Source organism: Cupriavidus cauae, from assembly GCF_026210475.1.
Lineage (GTDB): Bacteria > Pseudomonadota > Gammaproteobacteria > Burkholderiales > Burkholderiaceae > Cupriavidus > Cupriavidus cauae.
Genome location: NZ_CP080293.1, coordinates 581,364 through 603,775, shown reverse-complemented (window position 1 = coordinate 603,775; position 22,412 = coordinate 581,364). Strand labels below are relative to the sequence as shown.

General features: G+C 68.6%; 16 protein-coding genes and 1 pseudogene. 6 read left to right on the top strand and 11 right to left on the bottom strand.

From position 1 onward, the window contains the following. Positions 1 to 21: 21 nt before the first annotated feature. Positions 22 to 201: a hypothetical protein gene (locus KZ686_RS02775; protein ID WP_238509542.1), complete on the top strand. Its 180-nt coding sequence runs from the start codon at positions 22 to 24 to the stop codon at positions 199 to 201. Positions 202 to 203: 2 nt separating this feature from the next. Next, positions 204 to 974, top strand: coding sequence for a DUF6338 family protein (locus KZ686_RS02770; RefSeq protein WP_265632959.1), 771 nt, complete (start codon positions 204 to 206; stop codon positions 972 to 974). 140 nt (positions 975 to 1,114) lie between these two features. Here the strand turns inward: KZ686_RS02770 and KZ686_RS02765 are convergent, their stop codons facing one another. Together KZ686_RS02765 and KZ686_RS02760 are read right to left on the bottom strand one after the other, a co-directional pair. Beyond that, the gene (locus tag KZ686_RS02765; protein ID WP_265632958.1) at positions 1,115 to 2,452 is read right to left on the bottom strand and encodes an MFS transporter; all 1,338 of its coding nucleotides are present in this window, start codon (positions 2,450 to 2,452) and stop codon (positions 1,115 to 1,117) included. 340 nt (positions 2,453 to 2,792) lie between these two features. Continuing rightward, a pseudogene (locus tag KZ686_RS02760) lies at positions 2,793 to 4,400 on the bottom strand (GMC family oxidoreductase); the annotation flags it as partial. A 154-nt stretch (positions 4,401 to 4,554) separates the two neighbouring features. Between KZ686_RS02760 and KZ686_RS02755 the strand changes: the two are divergent. Then, entirely contained in the window at positions 4,555 to 5,412 is an 858-nt protein-coding gene (locus KZ686_RS02755) for an IclR family transcriptional regulator (RefSeq protein WP_149317548.1), read from the top strand. A gap of 103 nt (positions 5,413 to 5,515) precedes the next feature. Here the strand turns inward: KZ686_RS02755 and KZ686_RS02750 are convergent, their stop codons facing one another. The 4 genes from KZ686_RS02750 to KZ686_RS02735 all read right to left on the bottom strand — a co-directional run bounded on the left by KZ686_RS02750 (position 5,516) and on the right by KZ686_RS02735 (position 11,570). Next, entirely contained in the window at positions 5,516 to 6,610 is a 1,095-nt protein-coding gene (locus KZ686_RS02750) for a hybrid sensor histidine kinase/response regulator (RefSeq protein ID WP_150081970.1), read from the bottom strand. 9 nt (positions 6,611 to 6,619) lie between these two features. Then, positions 6,620 to 7,288, bottom strand: a complete 669-nt coding sequence (locus tag KZ686_RS02745; protein WP_149317550.1) for a chemotaxis protein CheB — start codon at positions 7,286 to 7,288, stop codon at positions 6,620 to 6,622. A 125-nt stretch (positions 7,289 to 7,413) separates the two neighbouring features. Further along, a complete protein-coding gene (locus tag KZ686_RS02740; protein ID WP_226107726.1) occupies positions 7,414 to 8,259 on the bottom strand; it encodes a CheR family methyltransferase in 846 nt (281 codons plus the stop codon). A 29-nt stretch (positions 8,260 to 8,288) separates the two neighbouring features. Continuing rightward, positions 8,289 to 11,570 carry a hybrid sensor histidine kinase/response regulator gene (locus tag KZ686_RS02735; RefSeq protein ID WP_265632956.1) on the bottom strand — a complete coding sequence of 1,094 codons (3,282 nt, stop codon included), beginning with the start codon at positions 11,568 to 11,570 and terminating at the stop codon, positions 8,289 to 8,291. A gap of 299 nt (positions 11,571 to 11,869) precedes the next feature. Here KZ686_RS02735 and KZ686_RS02730 point away from each other — a divergent pair, with 299 nt between their 5' ends. Then, positions 11,870 to 12,832: a DUF808 domain-containing protein gene (locus KZ686_RS02730; RefSeq protein ID WP_149317553.1), complete on the top strand. Its 963-nt coding sequence runs from the start codon at positions 11,870 to 11,872 to the stop codon at positions 12,830 to 12,832. Between the two features lie 536 nt (positions 12,833 to 13,368). Here the strand turns inward: KZ686_RS02730 and KZ686_RS02725 are convergent. Next, positions 13,369 to 14,016 (bottom strand): DNA-3-methyladenine glycosylase I, encoded by a 648-nt coding sequence (locus KZ686_RS02725; RefSeq protein WP_226108150.1) that lies wholly within the window; start codon positions 14,014 to 14,016, stop codon positions 13,369 to 13,371. 314 nt (positions 14,017 to 14,330) lie between these two features. On the opposite strand from KZ686_RS02725, the gene KZ686_RS02720 reads away from it, so the two are divergent. Beyond that, complete coding sequence (locus KZ686_RS02720) at positions 14,331 to 15,329, top strand: DODA-type extradiol aromatic ring-opening family dioxygenase (protein WP_265632955.1); 999 nt, start codon at positions 14,331 to 14,333, stop codon at positions 15,327 to 15,329. Positions 15,330 to 15,345: 16 nt separating this feature from the next. Here KZ686_RS02720 and KZ686_RS02715 read toward each other — a convergent pair whose 3' ends face one another. The 3 genes from KZ686_RS02715 to KZ686_RS02705 all read right to left on the bottom strand — a co-directional run bounded on the left by KZ686_RS02715 (position 15,346) and on the right by KZ686_RS02705 (position 17,737). Continuing rightward, positions 15,346 to 16,671: an MFS transporter gene (locus KZ686_RS02715; protein WP_226107723.1), complete on the bottom strand. Its 1,326-nt coding sequence runs from the start codon at positions 16,669 to 16,671 to the stop codon at positions 15,346 to 15,348. 286 nt (positions 16,672 to 16,957) lie between these two features. Then, a complete protein-coding gene (locus tag KZ686_RS02710) occupies positions 16,958 to 17,371 on the bottom strand; it encodes a VOC family protein (RefSeq protein WP_149317556.1) in 414 nt (137 codons plus the stop codon). Between the two features lie 18 nt (positions 17,372 to 17,389). Then, positions 17,390 to 17,737, bottom strand: a complete 348-nt coding sequence (locus KZ686_RS02705; protein ID WP_265632954.1) for a GFA family protein — start codon at positions 17,735 to 17,737, stop codon at positions 17,390 to 17,392. Between the two features lie 224 nt (positions 17,738 to 17,961). Here KZ686_RS02705 and KZ686_RS02700 point away from each other — a divergent pair, with 224 nt between their 5' ends. Beyond that, on the top strand, positions 17,962 to 18,576 hold the full coding sequence (locus KZ686_RS02700; RefSeq protein WP_226107722.1) for an HD domain-containing protein: 615 nt from the start codon (positions 17,962 to 17,964) through the stop codon (positions 18,574 to 18,576). Between the two features lie 87 nt (positions 18,577 to 18,663). Here the strand turns inward: KZ686_RS02700 and KZ686_RS02695 are convergent, their stop codons facing one another. Next, positions 18,664 to 22,257: an indolepyruvate ferredoxin oxidoreductase family protein gene (locus KZ686_RS02695; RefSeq protein WP_150081964.1), complete on the bottom strand. Its 3,594-nt coding sequence runs from the start codon at positions 22,255 to 22,257 to the stop codon at positions 18,664 to 18,666. Positions 22,258 to 22,412: the final 155 nt, after the last annotated feature.

Sequence of the window (22,412 nt, the reverse complement as noted above, 5' to 3'; positions counted from 1 at the left end):
TTTCCCATTGGAGGACAAGCGATGAAAGCCACTGTCAGGAACACGGTCAAGCTGATCCGCAGCGATCCCGAGAGCGACAAGGCGCTGCGCGAGTTCATTGCCACCGGGAAGCTGAACTCCACCAGGACGTTCAAGATCCGGGACGCCGCCAAGGGCGTTGAGCGCGAGGTCAAGCTGAAGCTGATTCCCGCCCAGGGCTGACCTTGAACATCGCGCTGCCCGCGATCCTGCTGTTTTTCCTGGTCGCGCCGGGCTTCCTTTACCACCACTACAGCCAGGCCAGAGAGGCGCGCGAAGCCGACATGACGCCCTTCGGGGCGACGGCGATCAAATCCATCGTGCTGGCGCTGATCGTGGATGCCGTGGTCGGCCTCGTCGCCAGCGAGCATTTCGGTTACCAGCTTTATCTCGGCGACGCCTTGCGCATGCTGTCGGGCGGTGCGGCGGCAGCCAGCGTCCCGCCGCACCGCTATGAATGGCTGAACGAACACCCTTGGCCGGTGTTCGGCTTCTTCGCCGGGACGTTTGGCCTCGCCTTCGCGCTGGCCATGCTGCGCCGGTGGCTGGTCAGCCGGTTCCATCTGGACCACCCGAACAGCTGGGCGAGCGGCTTTTTCCGGCAACAGGCGCCCTGGTACTACCTCTTCAGCGGCATCGATTCGGGCATCAGCGACGGCGCCATGGTGGTCGTCAGCGCCGTGGTGCCGATGAAGGACCAGTCCTATCTCTACACCGGCCTGCTGGAGGATTTCGAGTTCAAGAGCGACGGGGAGCTGGAGCGCATCATCCTGTCGGCCGCGTCCCGGCGCAAATTGACCGACGACCGTGGGCGCGGCCTGGAGGAGCACGGGCGCTTCTACCCGATCGAGGGCAATCGGCTGGTGATCCGCTCCAGCGAGTGGACGACCTTGAACGTCAAGTTCCTGGTGGAAGAAAAGGCCGAAGCTGCGGCTACGGCCCTCGCGGACGATTAGCGCATCTGCCTGGCCGAAGCCTCGGCTCCGGCCCTCGCGGACGATCAGCGCATCTGCCTGGCCGAAGCTTCAGCTCCGGCCCTCGCGGACGATTGGCGCATCTGCCTGGCCGAAGCCTCGGCTCCGGCCATCACGGACGACTAGCGCATCTGCCTGGCCGAAGCCGCCACGACCGGCCCCGCCTCCCGCACCTCTCCCGATCCCGACGAGCGCCCGATCAACGCGGCCGACACTGCCGACACCAGCCCGGCGAACATCACGTACGCACAGATCTGCCAAGGCTTGCCCTCGCCCGACTTCAGCAGCGCGGTGGCGATGATCGGCGTGATCCCCGACGCGAAGATGCCCGAGAACTGGTAGACGAAGGAGATGCCGGTATAGCGGACCTTGGCGTCGAACAGCTCGCAGAACAGCGCCGCCTCCGGGCCGTAGACCGCGGCGTAGAAGATGCCGAACGGCACGATGATGGCCAGCCACAGCAGCATCACGTTGCCGCCGCCGTTGAACATCAGCCAGAACGCGGGGAAGGCCGAGCATGCGGTAATCAGCGATCCCCAGAAGTAGACGCGGGTGCGGCCGATGCGGTCCGACAGGTGGCCGAAGAACGGGATGAAGAAACACATCACGATGGCTGCGGCCATCACGCCGGTCAGCGCCTCGGTGCGGCTGATCTTCACCGTCTGGGTCAGATAGCTGATCGAGAACACGCCGAAGACATTGAAGAAGACCCCGTCGATATAGCGCGCGCCCATGCCCTTGAGGATATTGCCGGGGTAGCGCCGCATCATGTCGACGAAGGGAATGCGCGTCTCGGCGTTGCGCTGCTTGACCGCGGTGAACTCGGGCGTTTCCTTGATCGACAGCCGGATATACATGCCGACGAAGACCATGCCGGCGGACACCAGGAAGGCCACGCGCCAGCCCCAGCTGAGGAACTGCTCGTCCGTCAGCGTCAGCGACAGCAGCGCCACCACGCCGGAGGCCAGGCACAGGCCGATCGACAGCCCGATCTGGGGCAGCGAGGCATAGAAGCCCTTGCGGCCCGGCGGCGCGTATTCGTAGGCCATCAGCACCGCGCCGCCCCATTCGCCGCCGAGCCCGATGCCCTGCAGCACGCGCAGCAACAGCAGCAGGATCGGCGCCCACAGCCCGATGCTGTCGTAGGTGGGCACCAGGCCGATCAGGAAGGTCGAGATGCCCATGATCATCAGCGTGATCACCAGCATGCTCTTGCGGCCGACGCGGTCGCCGAAGTGGCCGAAGATGACGCCGCCGAGCGGCCGCGTGACGAAGCCCACCGCGAAGGTGGTGTAGGCCAGCATGGTGGCGACCACCGGATCGCCGGCCGGGAAATACAGCTTGTTGAACACGATGCCGGCGACGACGCCGTACAGGAAGAAGTCGTACCACTCGATGGTGGCGCCGATCACCGATGCCATCGCGACCTTGCGTACCGCCTGCTCGTTGGGGCTTGCCATGCTTGTCTCCTTTGGATTGACGGCGCCCTTGGTGGAATGAGTATGCGGGCGCGCGCGCTGCTGGGCTCGGCCGTGGGTGGCGCAGCGAACCGAGCCCGGGTTCGCTGCCGCTATGCGTTGGCGGGGCGATGGCGGGCCGGGGTCAGACCGGCTCGGTGATGCCGCGCTCGGGTTGGTGAGGGGCCTGGTGCCGGGCCTGGTGCTCGCCTTGGCCCTCGGTATCGCGCTCGGTTTGGTGCTCGGTCTCGCGTGCGGTTTGTCGCTCGGTCTCGCGCTCGGTCTCGCGTTCATCCTGAACCGGCCCTACCGCCCCCGCGCCGACGATCTCGCCGACCGTCTCCGCGCGCGCATCCTCGCGAATGAAGTCCGCTGCGCGCTCGGCCATCATCACGACCGGCACATTGGTATTGCCCGACACCAGCGTCGGCATCACCGAGCAATCGACCACGCGCAGGCCCGCCACGCCATGCACGCGCAGCCGCTCGTCGACCACCGCGAACGGATCGCTGGCCGGCCCCATCTTGGCGGTGCCAGACGGATGGAAGATGGTGGCGCCGTACTCGCGGCAGAAATGCAGGATCTCGTCGTCCGACTGCACGGCGTCGCCGGGCCGGAACTCGGCCTGCATCAGCGAGCGCATCGGCTCGGTCTGCGCCACGCGGCGGGCGAAGCGGACCGAGGCGATCGCGCTGCGCCGGTCCAGCTCGGCCGAGAGATAGTTCGGCTGCATCGACGGCGGCGTGAACGGATCGGTCGAGCGGATCCGCACCGTGCCGCGCGACTCCGGCCGCAGCTGGCAGACCGAATACGTGCAGCCCGAGAACGGATGGACCTGGCCGCCCGCCATGTCGGCCGACAACGTGGCGAAGTGAAACTGCGTATCGGGCGTCGCGCTCTCCTGCGGCAGCACGCGGCAGAACATCGCGCCCTGGTTGATGCCGATCGCCAGCGGTCCCTGCCGCCACAGCAGCCATTCGAGCCCCATGCGGGCCTTGCCGAACAGCGAGCGCAACTGGTCGTTGGTGGTGATCGGCCGCGCCACCTGGTAGATCAGCCGGATCTGCAGATGGTCCTGCAGGTTCTCGCCAACACCGGGCAGCGCGTGCACCACCGGCACACCGAACTCGCGCAGCAGGCTCGCCGGTCCGATCCCGGACAGCTGTAGCAGCTGCGGCGACTGCAGCGCGCCGGCGCACAGCAGCACCTCGCGGCGCGCGCGCAGCACGTGCTGGCGGCCGTTCTGCATATAGCGCACGCCCACCGCGCGCCGCCCTTCGAACAGGATCGCGGTCGTATGCGCGCCGGTCTCGATGCGCAGATTGGGACGCGACTGCGCCGGCCGCAGATAGGCCACCGCGGTCGAGCAGCGCCAGCCCTTGCGCGTGGTCAGCTGGTAGTAGCCGACGCCTTCCTGGTCGCCGGTATTGAAATCGGCCTTGCGCGGCAGGCCGAGCGCTTCGCCGGCCTCGATGAAGGCATCGACCAGCGGATGACGCCGATCGATCGAGGTCGCGTTCAGCGGTCCATCGGTGCCGCGCGTCGGGCCGGGGCCGAGGTCGTTGTTCTCGAGCTTGCGGAAGTAGGGCAGGCAGTCGTCCCAGCTCCAGCCGCGATTGCCGAGCGCGGCCCAGTGGTCGTAGTCCTCGCGCTGCCCGCGCACGTAGATCAGGCCGTTGATGGCGCTGCTGCCGCCCAGCGTGCGGCCGCGCGGCCAGTAGATGCGCCGGTTCAGCATGTTCGGGTCGGGGTCGGTATGGAAGCCCCAGTTGACCTCCTTGTGAAACATCGTCTTGCCGTAGCCGATGGGGATATGGATCCACGGATAGCGGTCCGGCGGTCCGGCCTCGAGCAGGCACACCGCGTGGCGGCCGTCCTCGCTGAGCCGGTTGGCCAGCACGCAGCCGGCCGAGCCGGCGCCCACCACGATGTAGTCAACGGTTTGCGACATCGTCGCTGTCTCCTGATCGGGTGTTGCGGGCAGGGTTTGTCCGGGGCGCATTGGCCGCGGGTCCTGTCAGCAACGTTCTTATAATGGAACGACTTGTCCCGATTTTATTTGCCGACCCGGGAATGAAAAGGTAATACGCGTGGAGGCGCGGAAAGTGAAACAGAACGTGCAAATTCCGTTTCAGAATCGCAGTGCAGCAGAGAGTCCGGCAGACCCGCGGGTGACCGACGAGGACGCGCGCAGCCTGCGCGTGCTGATGGTGCTCGATGCGCTCGCCCGCGCCCAGCATCCGCAGACCCTGGCGCAACTGTCGCAGCGCCTGCACGTGCCGAAGACCACGCTGATGCGCCTGCTGGCGGCGATGGAGAGCGCCGGGTTCGTACTGCAGATGCCGGCCGAACGCGGCTTCGTGCCGGGACCGCGGGCCGCCGGGCTGGCGCTGCAGACGTTGCGCAGCCCGCCGGTGCTGCGCGAATGCCGCGCGATCCTGGGCCGGCTGGTGGCAGCCCTGGGCGAGACCTGCAATCTGACCGCGCTGGACGGCGATCGCGTGCTCTACGTCGAACGCGTCGAAACGCACGAGCCGCTGCGGCTGCAACTGTCGCCGGGCATCCATGTGCCGCTGCATTGCACCGCCAGCGGCAAGCTGTTCCTGTCGGCGATGAGCCGGCTGGAGCGGCAGCAGACGCTGCAGCGTCTGGTGCTGACGCGCAATACGCCGCGCACGCTGGCGGACCTGTCGCTGCTGGAGGCCGAGCTCGATCGGCTCGGCGCGCGCGGCATCGGTGTCGACAACGAGGAATTCGTGCGCGGCATGACCGCGGTGGCGGTGCCGGTGCGCGAGCTGGGGCCGGAGGCCAACGGTACGGCGGCGGCCAACGCGCGCCCGGTGCTGGCGGCGATCGCCTGCCACGCGCCGACCGCGCGCGTGCCGCTGGAAGGGCTGCTGCGCGCGGTGCCGGTGCTGCAGGAGGCGGCGCAGCAGATGGCGAGGGTATTACGGACCGAATGACCAGCGCCCAATGACGCGCGCGCCGAATGAACAGTGCGCAGAGGACCAGCGTCACGGGAGCAGGGTACCCGACGACGGGCGCCCCCAAACGACCAGCGAACGGCTACACACCCCCCTGCCGCGGCACCCACACCGTGAAGGTCGTTCCCGTCCCCTCGCGCGAAACGACTTCGATATCGCCGCCATGCAGCATCGCCAGCTCGCGCGCGATATGCAGGCCCAGCCCCAGCCCCTCGGATTCGGTGGCCGAGCGCCCCGAGCGGAAGGCGTCGAACAGATGCGGCAGCAGGTCAGGCGGGATCGCGCCGCCGTTGCTGACCGCCACCGTCACGCGCTCGTCCGTGCCCTCGACACGCACGCGCACCGGCACTGCCGGGTCGCCATGCTGCAGCGCGTTGCCGATCAGGTTGGCCAGCACCTGCGACAGCAGCCCGGGGTCCACCGTCGCCACCGTATCGCCGAAACGTTCCAGCAGCAGCCGGCCCTTGCCGTGCCGGCTCTCGTGTTCGTCGACGATCGCCGCGCACAGCGCATGCAGGTCCTCGCGCTGCACCGCGGGCTGCATGCGGCCGCCGTGCAGCCGTGCGACGTCGAGCAGCTGATCGACCATCCGCACCATGCGCGTGCCGCTGCGGCGGATGCGCTCGACCGCGGGCGCGGTTTTCTGGTCGTGGCAGAAGCGCTCAAGGAACGAGGTCGAAGCCAGGATCGCCGACAGCGGCGTGCGCAGGTCGTGCGCCAGCACCGCCATCAGCATCTCGTTGGCCTTCAGCAGCCGCTGCGTGGTGGCGAGCTGCTCGGCCAGCTGCTGCTTCTGCCGGGCCAGCTGCACGAACACATCGACCTTGGCGGCGAGGATGTTGGCGTCCAGCGGCTTGTAGAGGAAATCGACCGCGCCGGTCGCATAGCCCTTGAACGTGCGCTGGCTGTCGTAGCCGGCCGCGGTCAGGAACAGGATCGGGATATGGTTGGTTCGGGTGCTGCCGCGCATCAGCTCGGCCAGCTCGAAGCCGTCCATGCCCGGCATGTGCACGTCGAGGATGGCCAGGCCGAACTCGTGCTGCAGCAGCAGGTCCAGCGCCTGCGGGCCGGAGTTGGCGTGCACCAGTTCGACATCGGGTCGCGCCAGCACCGCATCGAGCGCGGTCAGATTGCTGGCGATGTCGTCGACGGTCAGGATCTTGATGGGATCGGACATGGCAAGGTTTCAGTGGACGGCGCGCCGCAGCCGGCTGCCGATCGCTTCCAGGGTCAGCACCTCGTCGACCGCGCCGCGCGCGATCGCCTCGGCCGGCATGGTCTCGGCCGACGCGGTGTCCGGGGCCTGCACCCAGGTTCGTCCGCCGCAGTGGCGGATGGTCTCGAGCCCGCGCGCGCCGTCGTCGTTGGCGCCGCTGAGCAGGATGCCGAGCAGCGCCTCGCGCCAGGCATGCGCGGCGGACTCGAACAGCACGTCGATCGACGGGCGCGAGAAGCGCTCGGGCGGATCGACCGACAGCGCGAAATGCACGCCTTCGGCGCGCTCGCTGCCGAGATTTCCAACGGGAGTACCGACGTGACTGCCGGAGTAAGCGCCACCGTGGCGGCTGTCGCGCTCGACCAGCAGGTGATAGTCGGGCGGCGCCAGGTACAGGTGGCCGTGCCGCACCGGCATCTTGTCCTCGGCCTCGCAGACCGGTAGCGCGCAGCGCAGCGAGAACAGCTGCGGCAGCAGGCTTGGCGTATCCGGCCGCAGATGCAGCACCACGATCAGCGCCGGACGGAAGGCCGCCGGCAGCATCGGCAGCAGCACGTTCAGCGCCTCGATGCCGCCGGCCGAGCCGCCGATGACGACGGCGTCGGGCGCGGGGGACGGGTTGGCGATGGAGGCGTTCATGCGGCGATAAGTCGTGTCAATGCGGTGGAGTCAATGCGGTGGTGTCAATGCGTCGATGTCAATGCGGTGATGTTGATATGGCGATGTCGATAGAGCGATGTCGATGCGGCGATGCCGGCGCGACTTCACCGCTTGCGATACAACCGGTCCGACGGCATCACCGCCTCGAACGCCTCGGCGTGCGCGCTGAACTGCAGCGTTTCCTTGCTGCCCAGCCCCAGAAAACCGTGGCGCACCAGCGCGTCGCGGAACAGCCCGAGCGCGCGGTCCTGCAGCGCGCGATCGAAGTAGATCAGCACGTTGCGGCACGAGATCAGTTGCGCTTCCTGGAACACGCTGTCGGTCGCCAGGCTGTGGTCGGCAAACACCGCGCGCGAGACCAGGCCGGCATCGAACTTGGCCTTGCCATAGGCGGCGTGATAGTAGTCGCCCAGCGAATGCCGGCCGCCCGCGGCGAGGTAATTGCGGCCGAAGCCGCGCAGCCGGCCGGCGTCGTAGACCCCGGCGCGCGCTTCGGCCAGGGCCGCCGGGTTGATGTCCGTCGCATAGAAGGTGGTGCGCTCGTGCAGGCCCTCCTCGGCGAACAGGATCGCCAGCGACCACAGCTCCTCGCCGGTGCTGCAGCCGGCGACCCACACCGTGATCGACGGATAGGTCTTGAGCACGGGCGCCACATGTTCGCGGATCGCGCGGAAGTACGAGGGATCGCGGAACATCTCGCTGACCTGCACCGTCAGGTACTGGAACAGCCGCCCGAACAGCGCGGGATCGCGCAGCATGCGGTCCTGCAACTGCGACAGCGTGTCGAGCCGCAGGTCGCGCAGCGCCTGCGACAGCCGGCGCCGCAGCGAGGCGCGCGAATAGCCGCGGAAATCGTGCTGGTACTTGCGGAAGATGCCCTCGAGCAGCAATTCGAGCTCGATCTCGAAGTCGTCGGCGGGCACGGCCGCGAAGGCGTCGTCGGCCGGCATGGGGCCGGTCGAAGGGCGGGCGGGAGGGGTCAGCGCGCGTGCAGCCATACCCGGCACAGCGAAAGCAGCTTGTCGATATCGATCGGCTTGGCGATGTAGTCGTTGGCCCCGGCCAGCAGGCAGGCCTCGCGATCGGACGACATCGCCTTGGCGGTCAGCGCGATGATCGGCAATTGCGCGTGGCGGCCATCCTGGCGGATATGCCGCATCGCGGTCAGTCCGTCCATCTCCGGCATCATGATGTCCATCAGCACCAGGTCGATATCGTCGCGGCCGTCGAGAATTTCAAGGGCCTGGCGGCCGTTGCGCGCGATCTCGACCTGCGCGCCGAGCGGTTCGATGACCTTGGACAGCGCGAAGATATTGCGCGCGTCGTCCTCCACCAGCAGCAGCCGGCGGCCCTCGAAGGCATCGTCGCGGCTGCGTACCGCGCGCAGCATGCGCTGGTGTTCCGGTGGCAGCGCCGATTCGACGCTGTGCAGGAACAGCGTGACCTCGTCGAGCAGCCGCTCGGGCGAGCGCGCGCCCTTGATGATGATCGACTTGGAATGGCGGCGCAGCTGCTGCTCGTCCTCGGCCGACAGCTGACGGCCCGTGTAGACGATCACCGGCGGCATCGAATACGAGGCATCGGCCGCCATCTGCTCGAGCAGGTCGTGGCCCGAGCCGTCCGGCAGCGCCAGGTCCATCACCACGCAATCGAAGCGGCGTTCCGACAGCCGCGCCAGCGCCCCCGACACGGTGTCGGCGGTGACGATGTCGATGTCGGCCGATTGCAGCAGCGCGCGGATGCTCTCGCGCAGCGTGGCGTCGTCCTCGACCACCAGCACCGTGCGCATGCCGCCTCGCGCCATGCGCGCTTCCAGTTCGCGGATCACGCTGGCGAGGTCGTCGCGGCCGCTCGGCTTGAGCGTGTAGCCGATCGCGCCGCGGTGCAGCGCCGCCTCGGCATGGTCGCTGATCGACACCAGGTGGGTCGGGATATGCCGCGTGGCCGGGTCGCGCTTGAGCCAGTCGAGCAGCGTCAGCCCCGAATGGTCGGGCAGCGCGACATCGAGCAGGATGCCGCAGGGCTGGTATTCGCGCGCCAGCTCCAGCCCCTGCTGCGCGGTGGTCGCGTGCAGGCAGTCAAAGTCGAGTTCGTGCGCCAGGTCGTAGAGGATCCGCGCGAAGGCGACGTCGTCCTCGATGACCAGGATCAGGCGGTTGCCGCGCGAGCGCCGGTCGCGGTCGTCGTCGATCGGCGCCGGGCCGAGCATGGTGTGCAGCGGCGGCGCGCTGATCGTGATCGGAGACGCGCTCTGCGCCGTGGGCGTGGTGTGCGACATCTGCGCCGTGTGCCCTTGTCTTGCGCCGGCGGCATGCGTCGGCGCGGACATCGCGGCGACCGCCTCGGGCACCGGCGCGGGTTGCGGCGAGGTCAGCGCCTCGGTCACGTCGATGCCGCCTTCGGCCGCGACCTGGGCCGCCGCTTCGAGCACCGCCGCCGGGGCAGGGGGGACCGACGAGACGGCCGCGGCCGGCGCGGCCGGTCCGATGAATTCCAGCGGCAGCGTCAGCGTGAAGGTGCTGCCGGCCCCTGGTTCGCTGTCGACCGTCAGCGTGCCGTTGAGCAGTTGCGCCAGCTGGCGCGAGATCGACAGGCCCAGGCCCGTGCCGCCATAGCGCCGGCTGGTGGTGCCGTCGGCCTGCTGGAAGGCCTCGAAGATGATGGCCTGCTTGTCGCGCGCAATGCCGATGCCGGTATCGCGCACGGCGAAGCGCATGCCGTCGTGGCCATCGCGCGTGACCGACAGCGTCACCTCGCCGCGCTCGGTGAACTTGAAGGCGTTGGACAGCAGGTTGCGCAGGATCTGCTGCAGCCGCACGTTGTCGGTCACCAGCGTCGCGGGCAGGTCCGGCGCGCGCTCGATGCGGAACTGCACCGACTTCTGCGCGGCGATCGGCGCGAAGCCTTGCGCGAGGCCGCCGACCAACGCCTCGATGTCGACCGGCTCGGGCTGCACCGTCAGATGGCCGGCCTCGATCTTGGACAGGTCGAGGATGTCGTTGATCAGGTTCAGCAGGTCGGTATTGGCCGAATGGATGGTGGCGGCATAGCGCACCTGCTCGGGCGTCATGTTGCCTTCCTTGTTGTCCTGCAGCAGCTTGGCCAGGATCAGCGCGCTGTTGAGCGGGGTGCGCAGCTCGTGCGACATGTTGGCCAGGAACTCGGACTTGTACTGGTTGGCGCGCTCCAGCGCCCGCGCGCCGGCGGCCAGCTCGGCCTGGTATTGCAGCAGGTCGCGCTTCTGCGCCTCCAGCAGCTGGGTGTGTTCCTCCAGCTGGACGTTGCTCTGCTCGAGCTCGGCCTGCTGCGTCTCGAGCCGCGCCTGCGACTCCATCAGCGCGCGTCCGCGTTCCTCCAGTTCTTCGTTGGAAACGCGCAGCTCCTCCTGCTGGACCTGCAGTTCCTCGGCCTGGCGCTGGGTCTGAGCCAGCAGCGTCTCCAGACGCGCGCGATAGGCGGAGGCGGTCAGCGCCACGCCGGCCGCCTCGGCAACGCGCCCGATCAGTTCGACGGCATCGTCCAGCTTCGGCTGCGCGCTGGCGAAGGCCAGCTCCACCACGCCGACCACATGGCCGTCCGAGGTCAGCGGCGCGGCCAGCACCGCCTGCGGCACGTCGCGCCCCAGCGCCGAGCCGATGCGCAGATAGTGCGAGGACAGCCCGCGCGCCAGCAGCGGCCGGTTCTCGCTGGCGGCCTGTCCGGCCAGCGTCTCGCCGAGCGCCAGGTTCTCCGGCGTGTCCGCCGGCGCGGCCCAGCCCGCCAGCCGCTTCAGGCTGGCGTCCTCGAGCCGGTAGACCACGCCGGCCTGGGCCTGCACCAGCGGCACCAGCGCGCGCAGCAGCGCGGTGCCGACCTCGGCCGGCGTATCGAGTCCGCGGGTCTGCTGGACCACGCGTACCTGGCCCTCCTGCAGCCAGACGAAGCGGCGCATCTGCAGCTGGCTCGCGATATAGCGGTAGATCGCCGCGGCGAGGAACCACATCACCACGGTGCCGCAGAGGCGGTTGATCAGGCCGATGGTCGGATCGCCCCCGCCCGGCGAGAAGATATAGCCGGCCGCCATCAGCAGGGTCGCCCCGGCGGCCGTCCATAGCGGCATCATCGGCCGGTCGACGAACACGCACAGGCAGATCGGCAGCAGATAGAAGATCCACTCGGCGACGCCGAGCGGGGTCAGCAGGTCCGCGACAAGAAGCGCCGCAAGCAGCAGGGGAATGACGAGCGTACGCAGCAGATCGCTGCGCGCAAGGGTTTGGGGCATGGGCGACCGGGTGGAATTGGGGAGAGGCGGGGGCGCCGGCGCAACAGCCGCCCGGTGCCTGCGCATGACGCCCCATGCTACAGATCCAAGTGACGTAAAAAAATCAGACAAAATCCGACATGCCCGCCATGCTGGAAGCGGGAGCGGCTATGGCAGTATGGCGCGATGGCGGCGCCACTCGCGGTCCCGGCCGCGGCCCGCGGCGCCTTGCCGATTCTCCAACCCCACAGGAGCCCGAACCATGCCGAGTTTCGATCGCCGTACCGTTGCAGGCCAGCTGCTGCAGGGAGGCCGCTGAGATGGCCGGTGCCAGCCTGCTTGCGCTGCTCGACGATATTTCGACGATCCTCGACGACGTCGCCACGATGAGCAAGGTCGCCGCGCGCAAGACCGCGGGCGTGCTCGGCGACGACCTCGCGCTGAACGCGCAGCAGGTGACCGGCCTGAAGGCCGAGCGCGAGCTGCCGGTGGTGTGGGCGGTGGCGCTGGGTTCGCTGCGCAACAAGGTGATCCTGGTCCCGGCGGCGCTGGCCATCAGCGCCTTCGCGCCGTGGGCCGTGACGCCGCTGCTGATGATCGGCGGCGCCTTCCTGTGCTACGAGGGCTTCGAGAAGCTTGCCCACCGCTACCTGCCCGGCCACGCCGAACCGACCGAGCGCGCCCGGGAGGCGGTCGAGCGCGCCGCGCTGCGGCAGGCGGCGGCCAATCCCGCGGTCGACCTGGTCGCGCTGGAGAAGGAAAAGATCAAGGGCGCGGTGCGCACCGACTTCATCCTGTCCGCCGAGATCATCGTGATCTCGCTCGGCACGGTCGCCAACGCGCCGTTCGGCACGCGGCTGGCGGTGCTGACCGCGATCTCGCTGCTGATGACGGTGGGGGTCTACGGGCTGGTGGCGGGCATCGTCAAGCTCGACGATGCCGGGCTCTATCTGAGCGGCCGCGGCAACGGCTTCGCGCGCCGCATCGGCGATGGCCTGCTGCGGCTGGCGCCGATCCTGATGAAGACGCTGTCGGTGGCCGGCACGATCGCGATGTTCCTGGTCGGCGGCGGCATCCTCGTTCACGGCCTGCCGTGGGCGCACCATCTGGAAGAGACCGCCGCGCAATGGCTCGCGGCCATCCCCGGCGTCGGACCCTTCCTGTCCTGGCTGGGGCCGCTGCTGATCAATCTGGTCGGCGGCGTGATCGCCGGCGCCATCGTGCTGGCCGGCGTGATGCTGGTGCAGCGCGGCCGGCGGGCGTTGCGGCCGAGTTCGCACTGATCCGCGCAAGGCGTTTTCACGGCGCCCTGGGGATAACTCCGGGGACAACCCTGTGCCCGTCCTGTGCGCCGCACAAGGGACAAGCGCTGGGCAGCCTGTGGGGCGCCTGTGGACCGGACGAACAAGTCCGGTGCGTTCCGAACCCGTTTCCGCGAGGGCATCGGGTTATCCCGTATACGTCGGGTTTTCCCCTAAGCCTTATACACTCCGCCAGCCCTTGTGCCGCAAGGGCGCGGCGGCCTTATCCACTGTGGAGGGCGCCGTTTACCTACTACTACTATCTACGTATACGTAAACAATCTTTAAAGACCATGGGGCACCGTTGCGCGGAGCGGCGGCTGGATGTGCGTTTACGTACGTAGGTACGTAGGTACGTAGGTACGTAGGCACGTCGGGCAGGTTGGGCACGTTCGGCAGGTCGGAGACGCCATGCCCCTTGGGACGTCCATGCGTCCCAGGCACGCAGCCTGGCCGCCCCAACCGCCCCAACGGCCCCGACGGCCGCGACGGCCCCGACGGCCCCGACCGCGCTCCTGCTACCGCGGCACCTTGAACGCCGCTCGTTTACGTTGCGCTTCCTCGCGCGCCCAGCATCCCTGCTGGTGGTCGTTGACCATGCCCATCGCCTGCATCAGCGCATACATCGTGGTCGGCCCCACGAAGCGCCAGCCACGTTTCTTCAGGTCCCTGGACAGCGCGGTGGCTTCCGGGCAGGTCGTCATCGTGCGCAGTACCTCCGGCGTCAGCACGGCAGGCCGGCTCTTCGGGTCGGGCTCGTAGCGCCACAGATAGGCGGCCAGCGAGGACTCGGTCTCCAGCAGTTCGAGCGCGCGCTGGGCGTTGTTGATCGCCGCCTCGATCTTGCCGCGGTGGCGCACGATGCCGGCATCGCCGAGCAGCCGCTCGATGTCTCGCTCGCCGAAGCGGGCCACCTTCTCGACGTCGAAGTTGGCGAATGCCTTGCGGAAGGCCTCGCGCTTGCGCAGGATCGTCAGCCAGCTCAGGCCGGCTTGGAAGCCCTCGAGGCACAGCTTCTCGAACAGGCGGCGGTCGTCGTCGACCGGATAGCCCCACTCGTTGTCGTGATAGTGGCAATAGTCCTCGAGCGTGCCGCACCAGCCGCAGCGCACCAGCGGCGTGTCGGGCGCCGGTGCGGCCTGCTTGGGTCGGGTGGTGGCGGGCATGGTGGTCATCGTGTCTCCGTTGTCTCGATTGGGGCCGGGGGGCAGGGTTGGGGCCGGTTTGGGCCGGTTTGGGCCACGTTGGGCCGGGTTGAGCCAAGTGGGGCTGGGTGGGGCCAGGTTGGGACGAGGTCGCGACCCCGCAAGCAAGCCGCCATGTTAGTGCGAGTTCGCCGCCGCTTGCAGGGGACAACGCCGCAACGCTGAATTTCAAAATATTTGACCGAGGCGTCCGCAACGCTTGACGCCGCGACGGTGGGGATTTGTCAAACTAGGCCCGTATTCCCCGCATCCACGCTGTCGAAGAAAGGATCCCCATGTTGCCCGCGCTCTATGTCTCCCACGGTTCGCCGATGCTGGCGATCGAACCCGGCCCGGTGGGCCCGGCGTTCGATGCGCTGGGCGAGCGGCTGCGCGCCTTGCGCCCGCGCGCGGTGCTGGTGATCTCGGCGCACTGGATCTACAGCACGCTGGCCGTGACGACGGCCGAGCGCCAGCAGGCCTGGCACGACTTCGGCGGCTTCCCGCCGGAGCTCTATGCGCTGCGCTACGACGCGCCAGGTTCGCCGGCGCTGGCCGGGCGCGTCAAGGCGCTGGTCGAGGCCGCCGGCATCCCGGGGGCCGGCTTTGTCGCGCTGGACGATGCCAGGCCGCTCGACCACGGCGCCTGGCTGCCGCTGCGGTATTTCTTCCCTGATGCCGACGTGCCGGTGGTGCAGCTGGCGCTGAATCCCTACCTGGACCCGGCCGTGCAGATCGAGATCGGCCGCGCGCTGGCGCCGCTGCGCGACGAGGGCGTGCTGGTGGTTGGCTCGGGCAGCTTCACGCATAACCTGCGCGAAGTGTTCGGCGGGGAACGGCCCGTGCAGCACGGCGGCGCGACCGAGCCCTATGTCGAGGCGTTTCGCGGCTGGATGGCCGGCGCGCTGGACGAGGCGCTGCGCACCGGCGATACCGCGCGCATTTCGCGTTATCGCAGCGAGGCGCCGCATGCGCGCCGGGCCCATCCGACCGACGAGCATCTGCTGCCGTTCTTCGTCGCGCTGGGGGCGGCGCTAGGCCCCGCGGCGGGAACCGCCGGCGCGCCTGTGCCGGCCAAGGCGGCCGAGGTGGCAGAGAAGGCAGAGAAGGCAGAGAAGGCAGAGAAGGCAGAGACGGCAGAGACGGCAGAGACGGCCGAGGTGGCAGAGGTGGCACAGGTCGCCAAGGTCGCCGGGGCCGCCAAGGTCGCGCGTGCGACCGATGCGGTCACCTACGGCGTACTGGCGATGGATACCTTCGTCTTCGAAGGCATGGGCGCGGCCGCCGCGGCGTGAGTCCGGCGGGGTACAGCTAGGCGGCCGCCGGCGGCGCCCCCAGCATGCCGCGCCGGCGCAGCGCATAGGCGAAGGCGCCGAGCGCCGCGATGGCCAGCACCACCATCACCCAAAGCATCAGCCAATAGCCGCCGGCCGCCGTCCACATCAGCGCGCCGAGCCACGGCGCGATCGCCTGCATCAACAGCACCGGCGTCATCATCAGCCCGTTCAGCGTCGCATAGTGGTGCCGCGAGATCAGCTCGGGCATCGCCATCGCACGCAGCATCGTGTTGATGCCGTTGGCGCAGCCGTAGAGCACCGCCGCCAGCATCAGCCATTTGCCGTGGCCCAGCGCCAGCGTCAGCAGGCCGAGGCTCATCACCAGATAGACCGGCATCGCGATCCGCACCGGCTGGCGCGACGGCATGCGTGCCATCGCCAGGCGGCCGATGACCTGCGCCGGGCCGATCAGCGCCGCCACCATCAGCTGCTCGCCGACCGGCAGGCCCTTTTCGTTGAGCATCGGAATCAGGTGCGCGCCCAGCAGCGAGGCTACCACCGCCAGCGCGGTGAAGGCCAGCACCACCGCCCAGAACACCGGATCGCGCAGCGCCAGCGTGGCGATGCCCGGGGAGCCGCCGCCCAGCGGCGCGACCGGCTGCACGCTGGCATAGGTCGGATGCGGCGTGAAGCGCAGCCGCGCATGCAGCGGCGCGCAGACCAGCAGGTTCAGCGCGGCGAAGATCAGCAGCGTGCCGCGCCAGCCGATATGCAACACCAGCCATTGCGCCAGCGGAATGAAAATGGTGCTGGCGAAGCCCGCCACCAGCGTCACGATGACGATCGACTTCTGGTAGCCGTCGCCATAGGCCTGGCGCAGCACGACGAAGGCCGGCTCGTACAGCGTGGTCGCCATGGCCAGGCCCAGCGGCACCCACATCAGCAGGAACAGCGTCGGGTTCGGCGTCCAGGCCCACAGCATCAGTCCCAATCCCGCCAGCACCGAGCCGGTGCCCATCACCCACCGCGCCGGCGCCCGATCGAGCAGCCGGCCGACGGCGAACGAGCACAGCGCCCAGACCAGCAGGCCGAGCGAATAACCGCCCGCCAGGAAGGGCTTGCCGTAGCCGAGCGTGCGGCTCATCGGCTCGATGAAGACGGTGAAGGCGAAGTACAGCGTGCCCCAGGAAATGGTTTCGGTCAGACCGAGTACCCAGGCCAGATGGCGGGGCGGTTCGGACCAGGGGGCGGATTGGGACTGTGGTTCGGTGGGGCCGGCGGCGTCGCTGTCGGCCGCCATGCCGGGGGCGGAGCCGGCGGTGTCGGGGCGGGGACCGGAAGAGAGGTCGGGTGTCGTCATGGCATGCGCCGGGAAGGCCGGCGCCGTGGCCGCCGATGCGATGCCGGCGGCGCATGGTTTGGGGAATCCCGATTGTAGCGGCGGCTCGCCGCCGCGTGCGCGGGGCGTTGCGCGGCGGCATCGCGCGCTCACCGGGCTTCGTGCCTTCCCCACGTATTCACACTTCCCGCGGGGCGTTGGGCCTTCCCCGGCCCTTCGCACTTCCCCCGGGGCTTTGGGCCTTCCCCGAGCTTTCGCGCTTTCCCGGAGCCGTCCTCCGGGCCTTCGCCCCTTCCCCCTGCCGGGCCTACACCCTGGCGTCGGGCGGTCCCTTCAGCTCGACCACATTCCCATCGGGATCGCGCAGGTAGATCGACGGCCCCGTGCCTTCGGCGCCGTAGCGCGATTCGACCGGCCCCGCCTCGACGCCGTGCGCGCGCAGATGGGCGGCGATGGCCTGCGCATCGAAGGGCTCGACGCGCAGGCAGAAGTGGTCCAGATTGCGGCCCTCCGGACCCGGTCCCGCGCCGCCCGCCTTGCCGAGCGGGCCGTCGAGCGTGACCAGATCGATCAGGCTCGCGCCGGCGCGCAGCTGCGTCAGCCCCAGCTTCGGCTGCTCGCGCTCGAGCGTGCAGCCCAGCACGTCCACGTAGAAGCGCAGCAGCGCGGGCACGTCGGCGCTGCGCAGCACCAGATGATCGATACCCCGGATCGACAGCATGGCGTCGGCTTGGCGGCGTTACAGGCGCCGCCCGTCGAACGGGATGACCTTCAGCTTGTCCAGGTCGATCCCCTCCAGGCAGCGCGCATTGACGGCCGCCGTCGGCTGGCCTTTCGGATCGATGGCTTCGCCGAACGGCCCGCAGCCGCACACCGGACAGAAATGGTGGGCGATCTTCATGGTGTGGAAGCGGTAGGTCGAGTAGTCGGACTCGGGCGTCTTCAGGTGGAACCGGTCGCGTGGCACGAACCACAGCAGATGGCCGCGCCGCTGGCAGATCGAGCAATTGCACGACAGCACGGCCTCGATCTCGCCCTCGACTTCGAATGCAATGCGGCCGCAGTGGCAGCTGCCCTGGTATGACATGGTGTTCTCCTCGGTTCGGTGGAAGGTGCCGCCGGTGCTCCAAGGGGGATGGCTTCGGCGCCTTGGCTTCGGCGACTTCGCTTCAGCGGGTTGGCTTCAGACTGGGGTTTGCTTCAGTATCCTGCCGGCGACTGTCGGTATCCTGACAGTGTAGCGGCATCAACCGATGTCACAATGCCGCAATCCCCAGAGCGCATCAGCGCCGACCCCACCAGGAGACCACCATGAGCGAATCCCACCCCGCGCCGCGTGCGCGCTTCAGCCATATGGAACAGGGCACCCGCGAGGACTGGGCCGCAATCTCGGCCGAGTTCATGCCCTATGCCGCGGCGCTGCCGGACCGCGTGCTGGCCCATCTGCGGCTGCTCGACGGCGACTGCGGCGGCTTTCCGGTCGACCGGCTGACCCACAGCCTGCAGACCGCCACGCTGGCCCACCGCGACGGCCGCGACGAGGAATACGTGGTCTGCGCGCTGCTGCACGATATCGGCGACACGCTGGGCAGCTACAACCATCCCGACATCGCCGCGGCGATCCTGAAGCCCTTCGTCAGCGCCGAGAACTTGTGGATGGTGGAAAAGCACGGCGTATTCCAGGGCTACTACTTCTTCCATCACCTGGGCCTGGACCGCAACCTGCGCGAGCAATTCCGTAGCCAGCCCGAGCTGTTCGAGCGTACCGCCGAGTTCTGCGCGAAGTACGACGCCGCGGCCTTCATGACCGACTACGACACGCTGCCGCTGTCGTTCTTCGAGCCGATGGTGCGGCGCGTGTTCGCGCAGCCGAAGAACTCGATGTATGTGAAGAAGGGCGAGGACAAGCTGGCGCAGGTGGAGTAGGGCGGCAAGCTGACTCGGAGAATAGGCGCCCCTCTCCCGCTGTGCGGGAGAGGGCAGCACACCGCAGGCGAGATCAGCCTTTCAAACTCACGCCGCCTGCTGCCCCGCCTGCGGATTCCTGAACTGCGCCAGCAGCGTCTGCCAGCGCGAGCGCGCCGCCTTCAGGTTGTTGGCCTTGACGTGGCCGAAGCCGCGGATGTCGTCCGGCAGATTGGCCAGCGCCACCGCGGTGCCGTGGTTGGCGGCATTGAGTCCCGCCACCAGTTCGTCGAGCAGCGCCCGGTATTCGCCGATCAGCGCGCGCTCGGTGCGGCGTTCCTCGGTCTTGCCGAACACGTCCAGCGGACCGCCGCGCAGTCCCTTCAGTCTCGCCAGCAGCTTGAAGATCGTCATCGTAGACGGGCCGAAGCGGCGCTTGATCAGGCGGCCCTGCTCGTCGTGCTTGGCGATCATCGGCGGCGCCAGCCAGAAGTTCAGCTGGTAGTCGCGGCCCGGCTCGCCCTCGAACTGGTTGCGCAGCTTGTCGAGGAAGACCGGATCGGTATAGAGCCGCGCGACCTCGTACTCGTCCTTGTAGGCCATCAGCTTGGCGAGGTTGCGCGCTACCGCCTCGGTCAGCGGCAGCGGCTTGCCGCTGCCCACCAGCGCGCTCTCGGCCGCGCGCACGCGGTTGACCGCGTCGCGATAGGTCTGCGCATAGGCGGCGTCCTGGTACGCGGTCAGGTGCTCGGCGCGATGGGCGATCAGCTTCTCCAGCAGCGCCCCCGACGAGGTCGGCAGCTTGACCACGTCGGCGCCCTCGGCGGTGCGCTTGAGCTCGCCGGTCAGCGACAGCACATGCTCGGGGTCATGCGCCATATGGCGGCCCCATTCGAACGCGGCCTTGTTCTTGTCGACCGACACGCCGTTCAGTTCGATCGCTCGCACCATCGCGTCCAGCGACAGCGGCACCCAGCCCTTCTGCCACGCATAGCCGAGCACCAGCGGGTTGGTGTAGATCGCGTCGCCGAGCAGCGCCACCGCCAGCGCGCTGGCATTGATGAAGTCGCATTGCTCGCCGACCGCGTTGCGCACGTCCTGCTCGGCCGACAGCCCGGGGAACTGCCACTTCGGATTGCGGATGAACTCGGCGGTCGGGGTTTGCGCGGTATTGACGATCGCGCGCGTGCGGCCCGCCTGCGCCTTGGACAGGACCTCGTCGGTCGCCGACACGATCGCGTCGCAGCCGATCACCAGGTCGGCCTCGCCCATCGCGATGCGCGTGGCGTGGATATCCTCCGGCCGCGCGGCGATCTGCACGTGCGACAGCACCGCGCCGCCCTTCTGCGCCAGGCCCGCCATGTCGAGCACGGTGACACCCTTCTGCTCCAGGTGGGCCGCCATGCCGAGCAGGCCGCCGATGGTCACCACGCCGGTGCCGCCGACGCCGGTCACCAGCACGCCGTACGGCCGCTGCAGCGCGGGCAGCGCCGGCTGCGGCAGCGGCGGCAGGTTCGCCATCGACACGCCGTGCGCCTCGGGCTTGCGCAGCTGCGCGCCTTCGGCGGTCACGAAGCTGGGGCAGAAGCCGTTCAGGCAGGAGAAGTCCTTGTTGCAGGACGACTGGTTGATCTTGCGCTTGGTGCCGAGCTCGGTTTCCAGCGGCTCGACCGACAGGCAGTTGGACTTGACCGAGCAGTCGCCGCAGCCTTCGCACACCGTGTCGTTGATGAAGACGCGGCGCGCCGGATCGGGGAAGCTGCCGCGCTTGCGGCGGCGGCGCTTCTCGGTGGCGCAGGTCTGGTCGTAGATCAGGATGGTGCAGCCCGGCACCTCGCGCAGTTCGCGCTGGATGCGGTCCAGCTCGTCGCGATGGTGAACCGTGACGCCCTGCGGCAGCTTGATCGCGCCGCTGTATTTCTCGGGCTCGTCGGTGACGATGTCGATCCGCTTGGCGCCCTCGGCGGCGACCTGGAAGGCGATGTCCTGCACCGACAGCTGGCCGTCGACCGGCTGGCCGCCGGTCATCGCGACCGCATCGTTGTACAGGATCTTGTAGGTGATATTGACGCCGGCCGCGATCGACGCGCGGATGGCGAGCAGGCCCGAATGGAAGTAGGTGCCGTCGCCGAGGTTGGCGAACACGTGCTTGTCGCCGGCGAACGGCGCCTGCCCGATCCACGCCACGCCTTCGCCGCCCATCTGGCTGAAGGTGCTGGTGCTGCGGTCCATCCAGACCGTCATGTAGTGGCAGCCGATGCCGGCCAGCGCGCGCGAACCCTCGGGCACGTTGGTCGAGGTGTTGTGCGGGCAGCCGGAGCAGAACCACGGCTTGCGCTCGGCGGCCACGCGCGGTGTGGCCAGCGCGCGCTCCTTGGCCTCGATCACCGCGATGCGCGCGGCGATGCGGGCGCGCACGTCGCTGGGCAGGTCGAACTTGTCCAGGCGCGTGGCGATCGCCTTGGCGATGATCGCCGGCGACAGCTCGTAGTGCGCCGGCAGCAGCCAGTTGCTCTGCGGAATCGACCATTCGCCGCCGGCATTGTCCTTCTCGTCGAACTTGCCGTAGACCTTGGGCCGGACGTCGTCGCGCCAGTTGTACAGCTCTTCCTTCAGCGCGTACTCCATGATCTGGCGCTTTTCCTCGACCACCAGGATTTCCTGCAGGCCCTCGGCGAAGGCGCGCGCGCCCTGCGCTTCCAGCGGCCAGACGCAGCCGACCTTGTACAGCCGGATGCCGATGCGTTCGCAGGTCTCCTTGTCCAGGCCCAGGTCGGTCAGCGCCTGGCGCGTATCGAGGTAGGCCTTGCCGCCGGTCATGATGCCGAAGCGCGCGTGCGGCGAATCGATTTCGATGCGGTCGATGCGGTTGGCGCGCACATAGGCCAGCGCCGCGTACCACTTGTAGTCGAGCAGCCGCGCTTCCTGTTCCAGCGGCGGATCGGGCCAGCGGATATTGAGACCGCCCGGCGGCATCGCGAAGTCCTGCGGCAGCGCGATCTGCACGCGGTGCGGATCGAGTTCGACCGAAGCCGACGATTCGACCACGTCGGTGACGCACTTCATCGCCACCCACAGGCCCGAGTAGCGGCTCATGGCCCAGCCATGCAGCCCGTAGTCGAGATATTCCTGCACGTTGGCCGGGAACAGCACCGGCAGCCCGCAGGCCTTGAAGATGTGTTCGGACTGGTGCGCCAGGGTCGAGGACTTGGCCGAGTGGTCGTCGCCCGCGAGCACCAGCACGCCGCCGTGCTTCGACGAGCCGGCCGAGTTCGCATGCTTGAAGACGTCGCCGGTGCGGTCCACGCCCGGGCCCTTGCCGTACCACATGCCGAACACGCCGTCATACTTGGCGCCCGGGTACATGTTGACCTGCTGCGAGCCCCACACCGCGGTCGCGGCCAGGTCCTCGTTCAGGCCCGGCTGGAACACGATGTTGTGGCCGGCCAGGTGCGACTTGGCCTTCCACAGCGCCTGGTCCAGCGCGCCGAGCGGCGAGCCGCGATAGCCCGAGATGAAGCCGGCGGTATTGAGGCCGGCGGCGCGGTCGCGTTCCTGCTGCAGCATCGGCAGACGAACCAGCGCCTGCGTGCCGCTGATGTAGATGCGGCCGCGTTCGAGCGTATATTTGTCGTCCAGGGTAACGTTTGCGAGCGCGCGACGGATGGCGTCGCTGACCGGGGCGGTCAGGGGGGCATTCATATGTGCTCCTCTTCGGGCATGTTGTCGGGATCGCCGACACACTTCAGTGGTGGGCAGCCGCGCAGGCCTCTTGTGAAGGCGGAAGCGACCGTGTCTCTGCCCGGCATGGTAGCACCGGCGGCGTTGACACGGCACCCTGCGGCGCAGCATCCCGG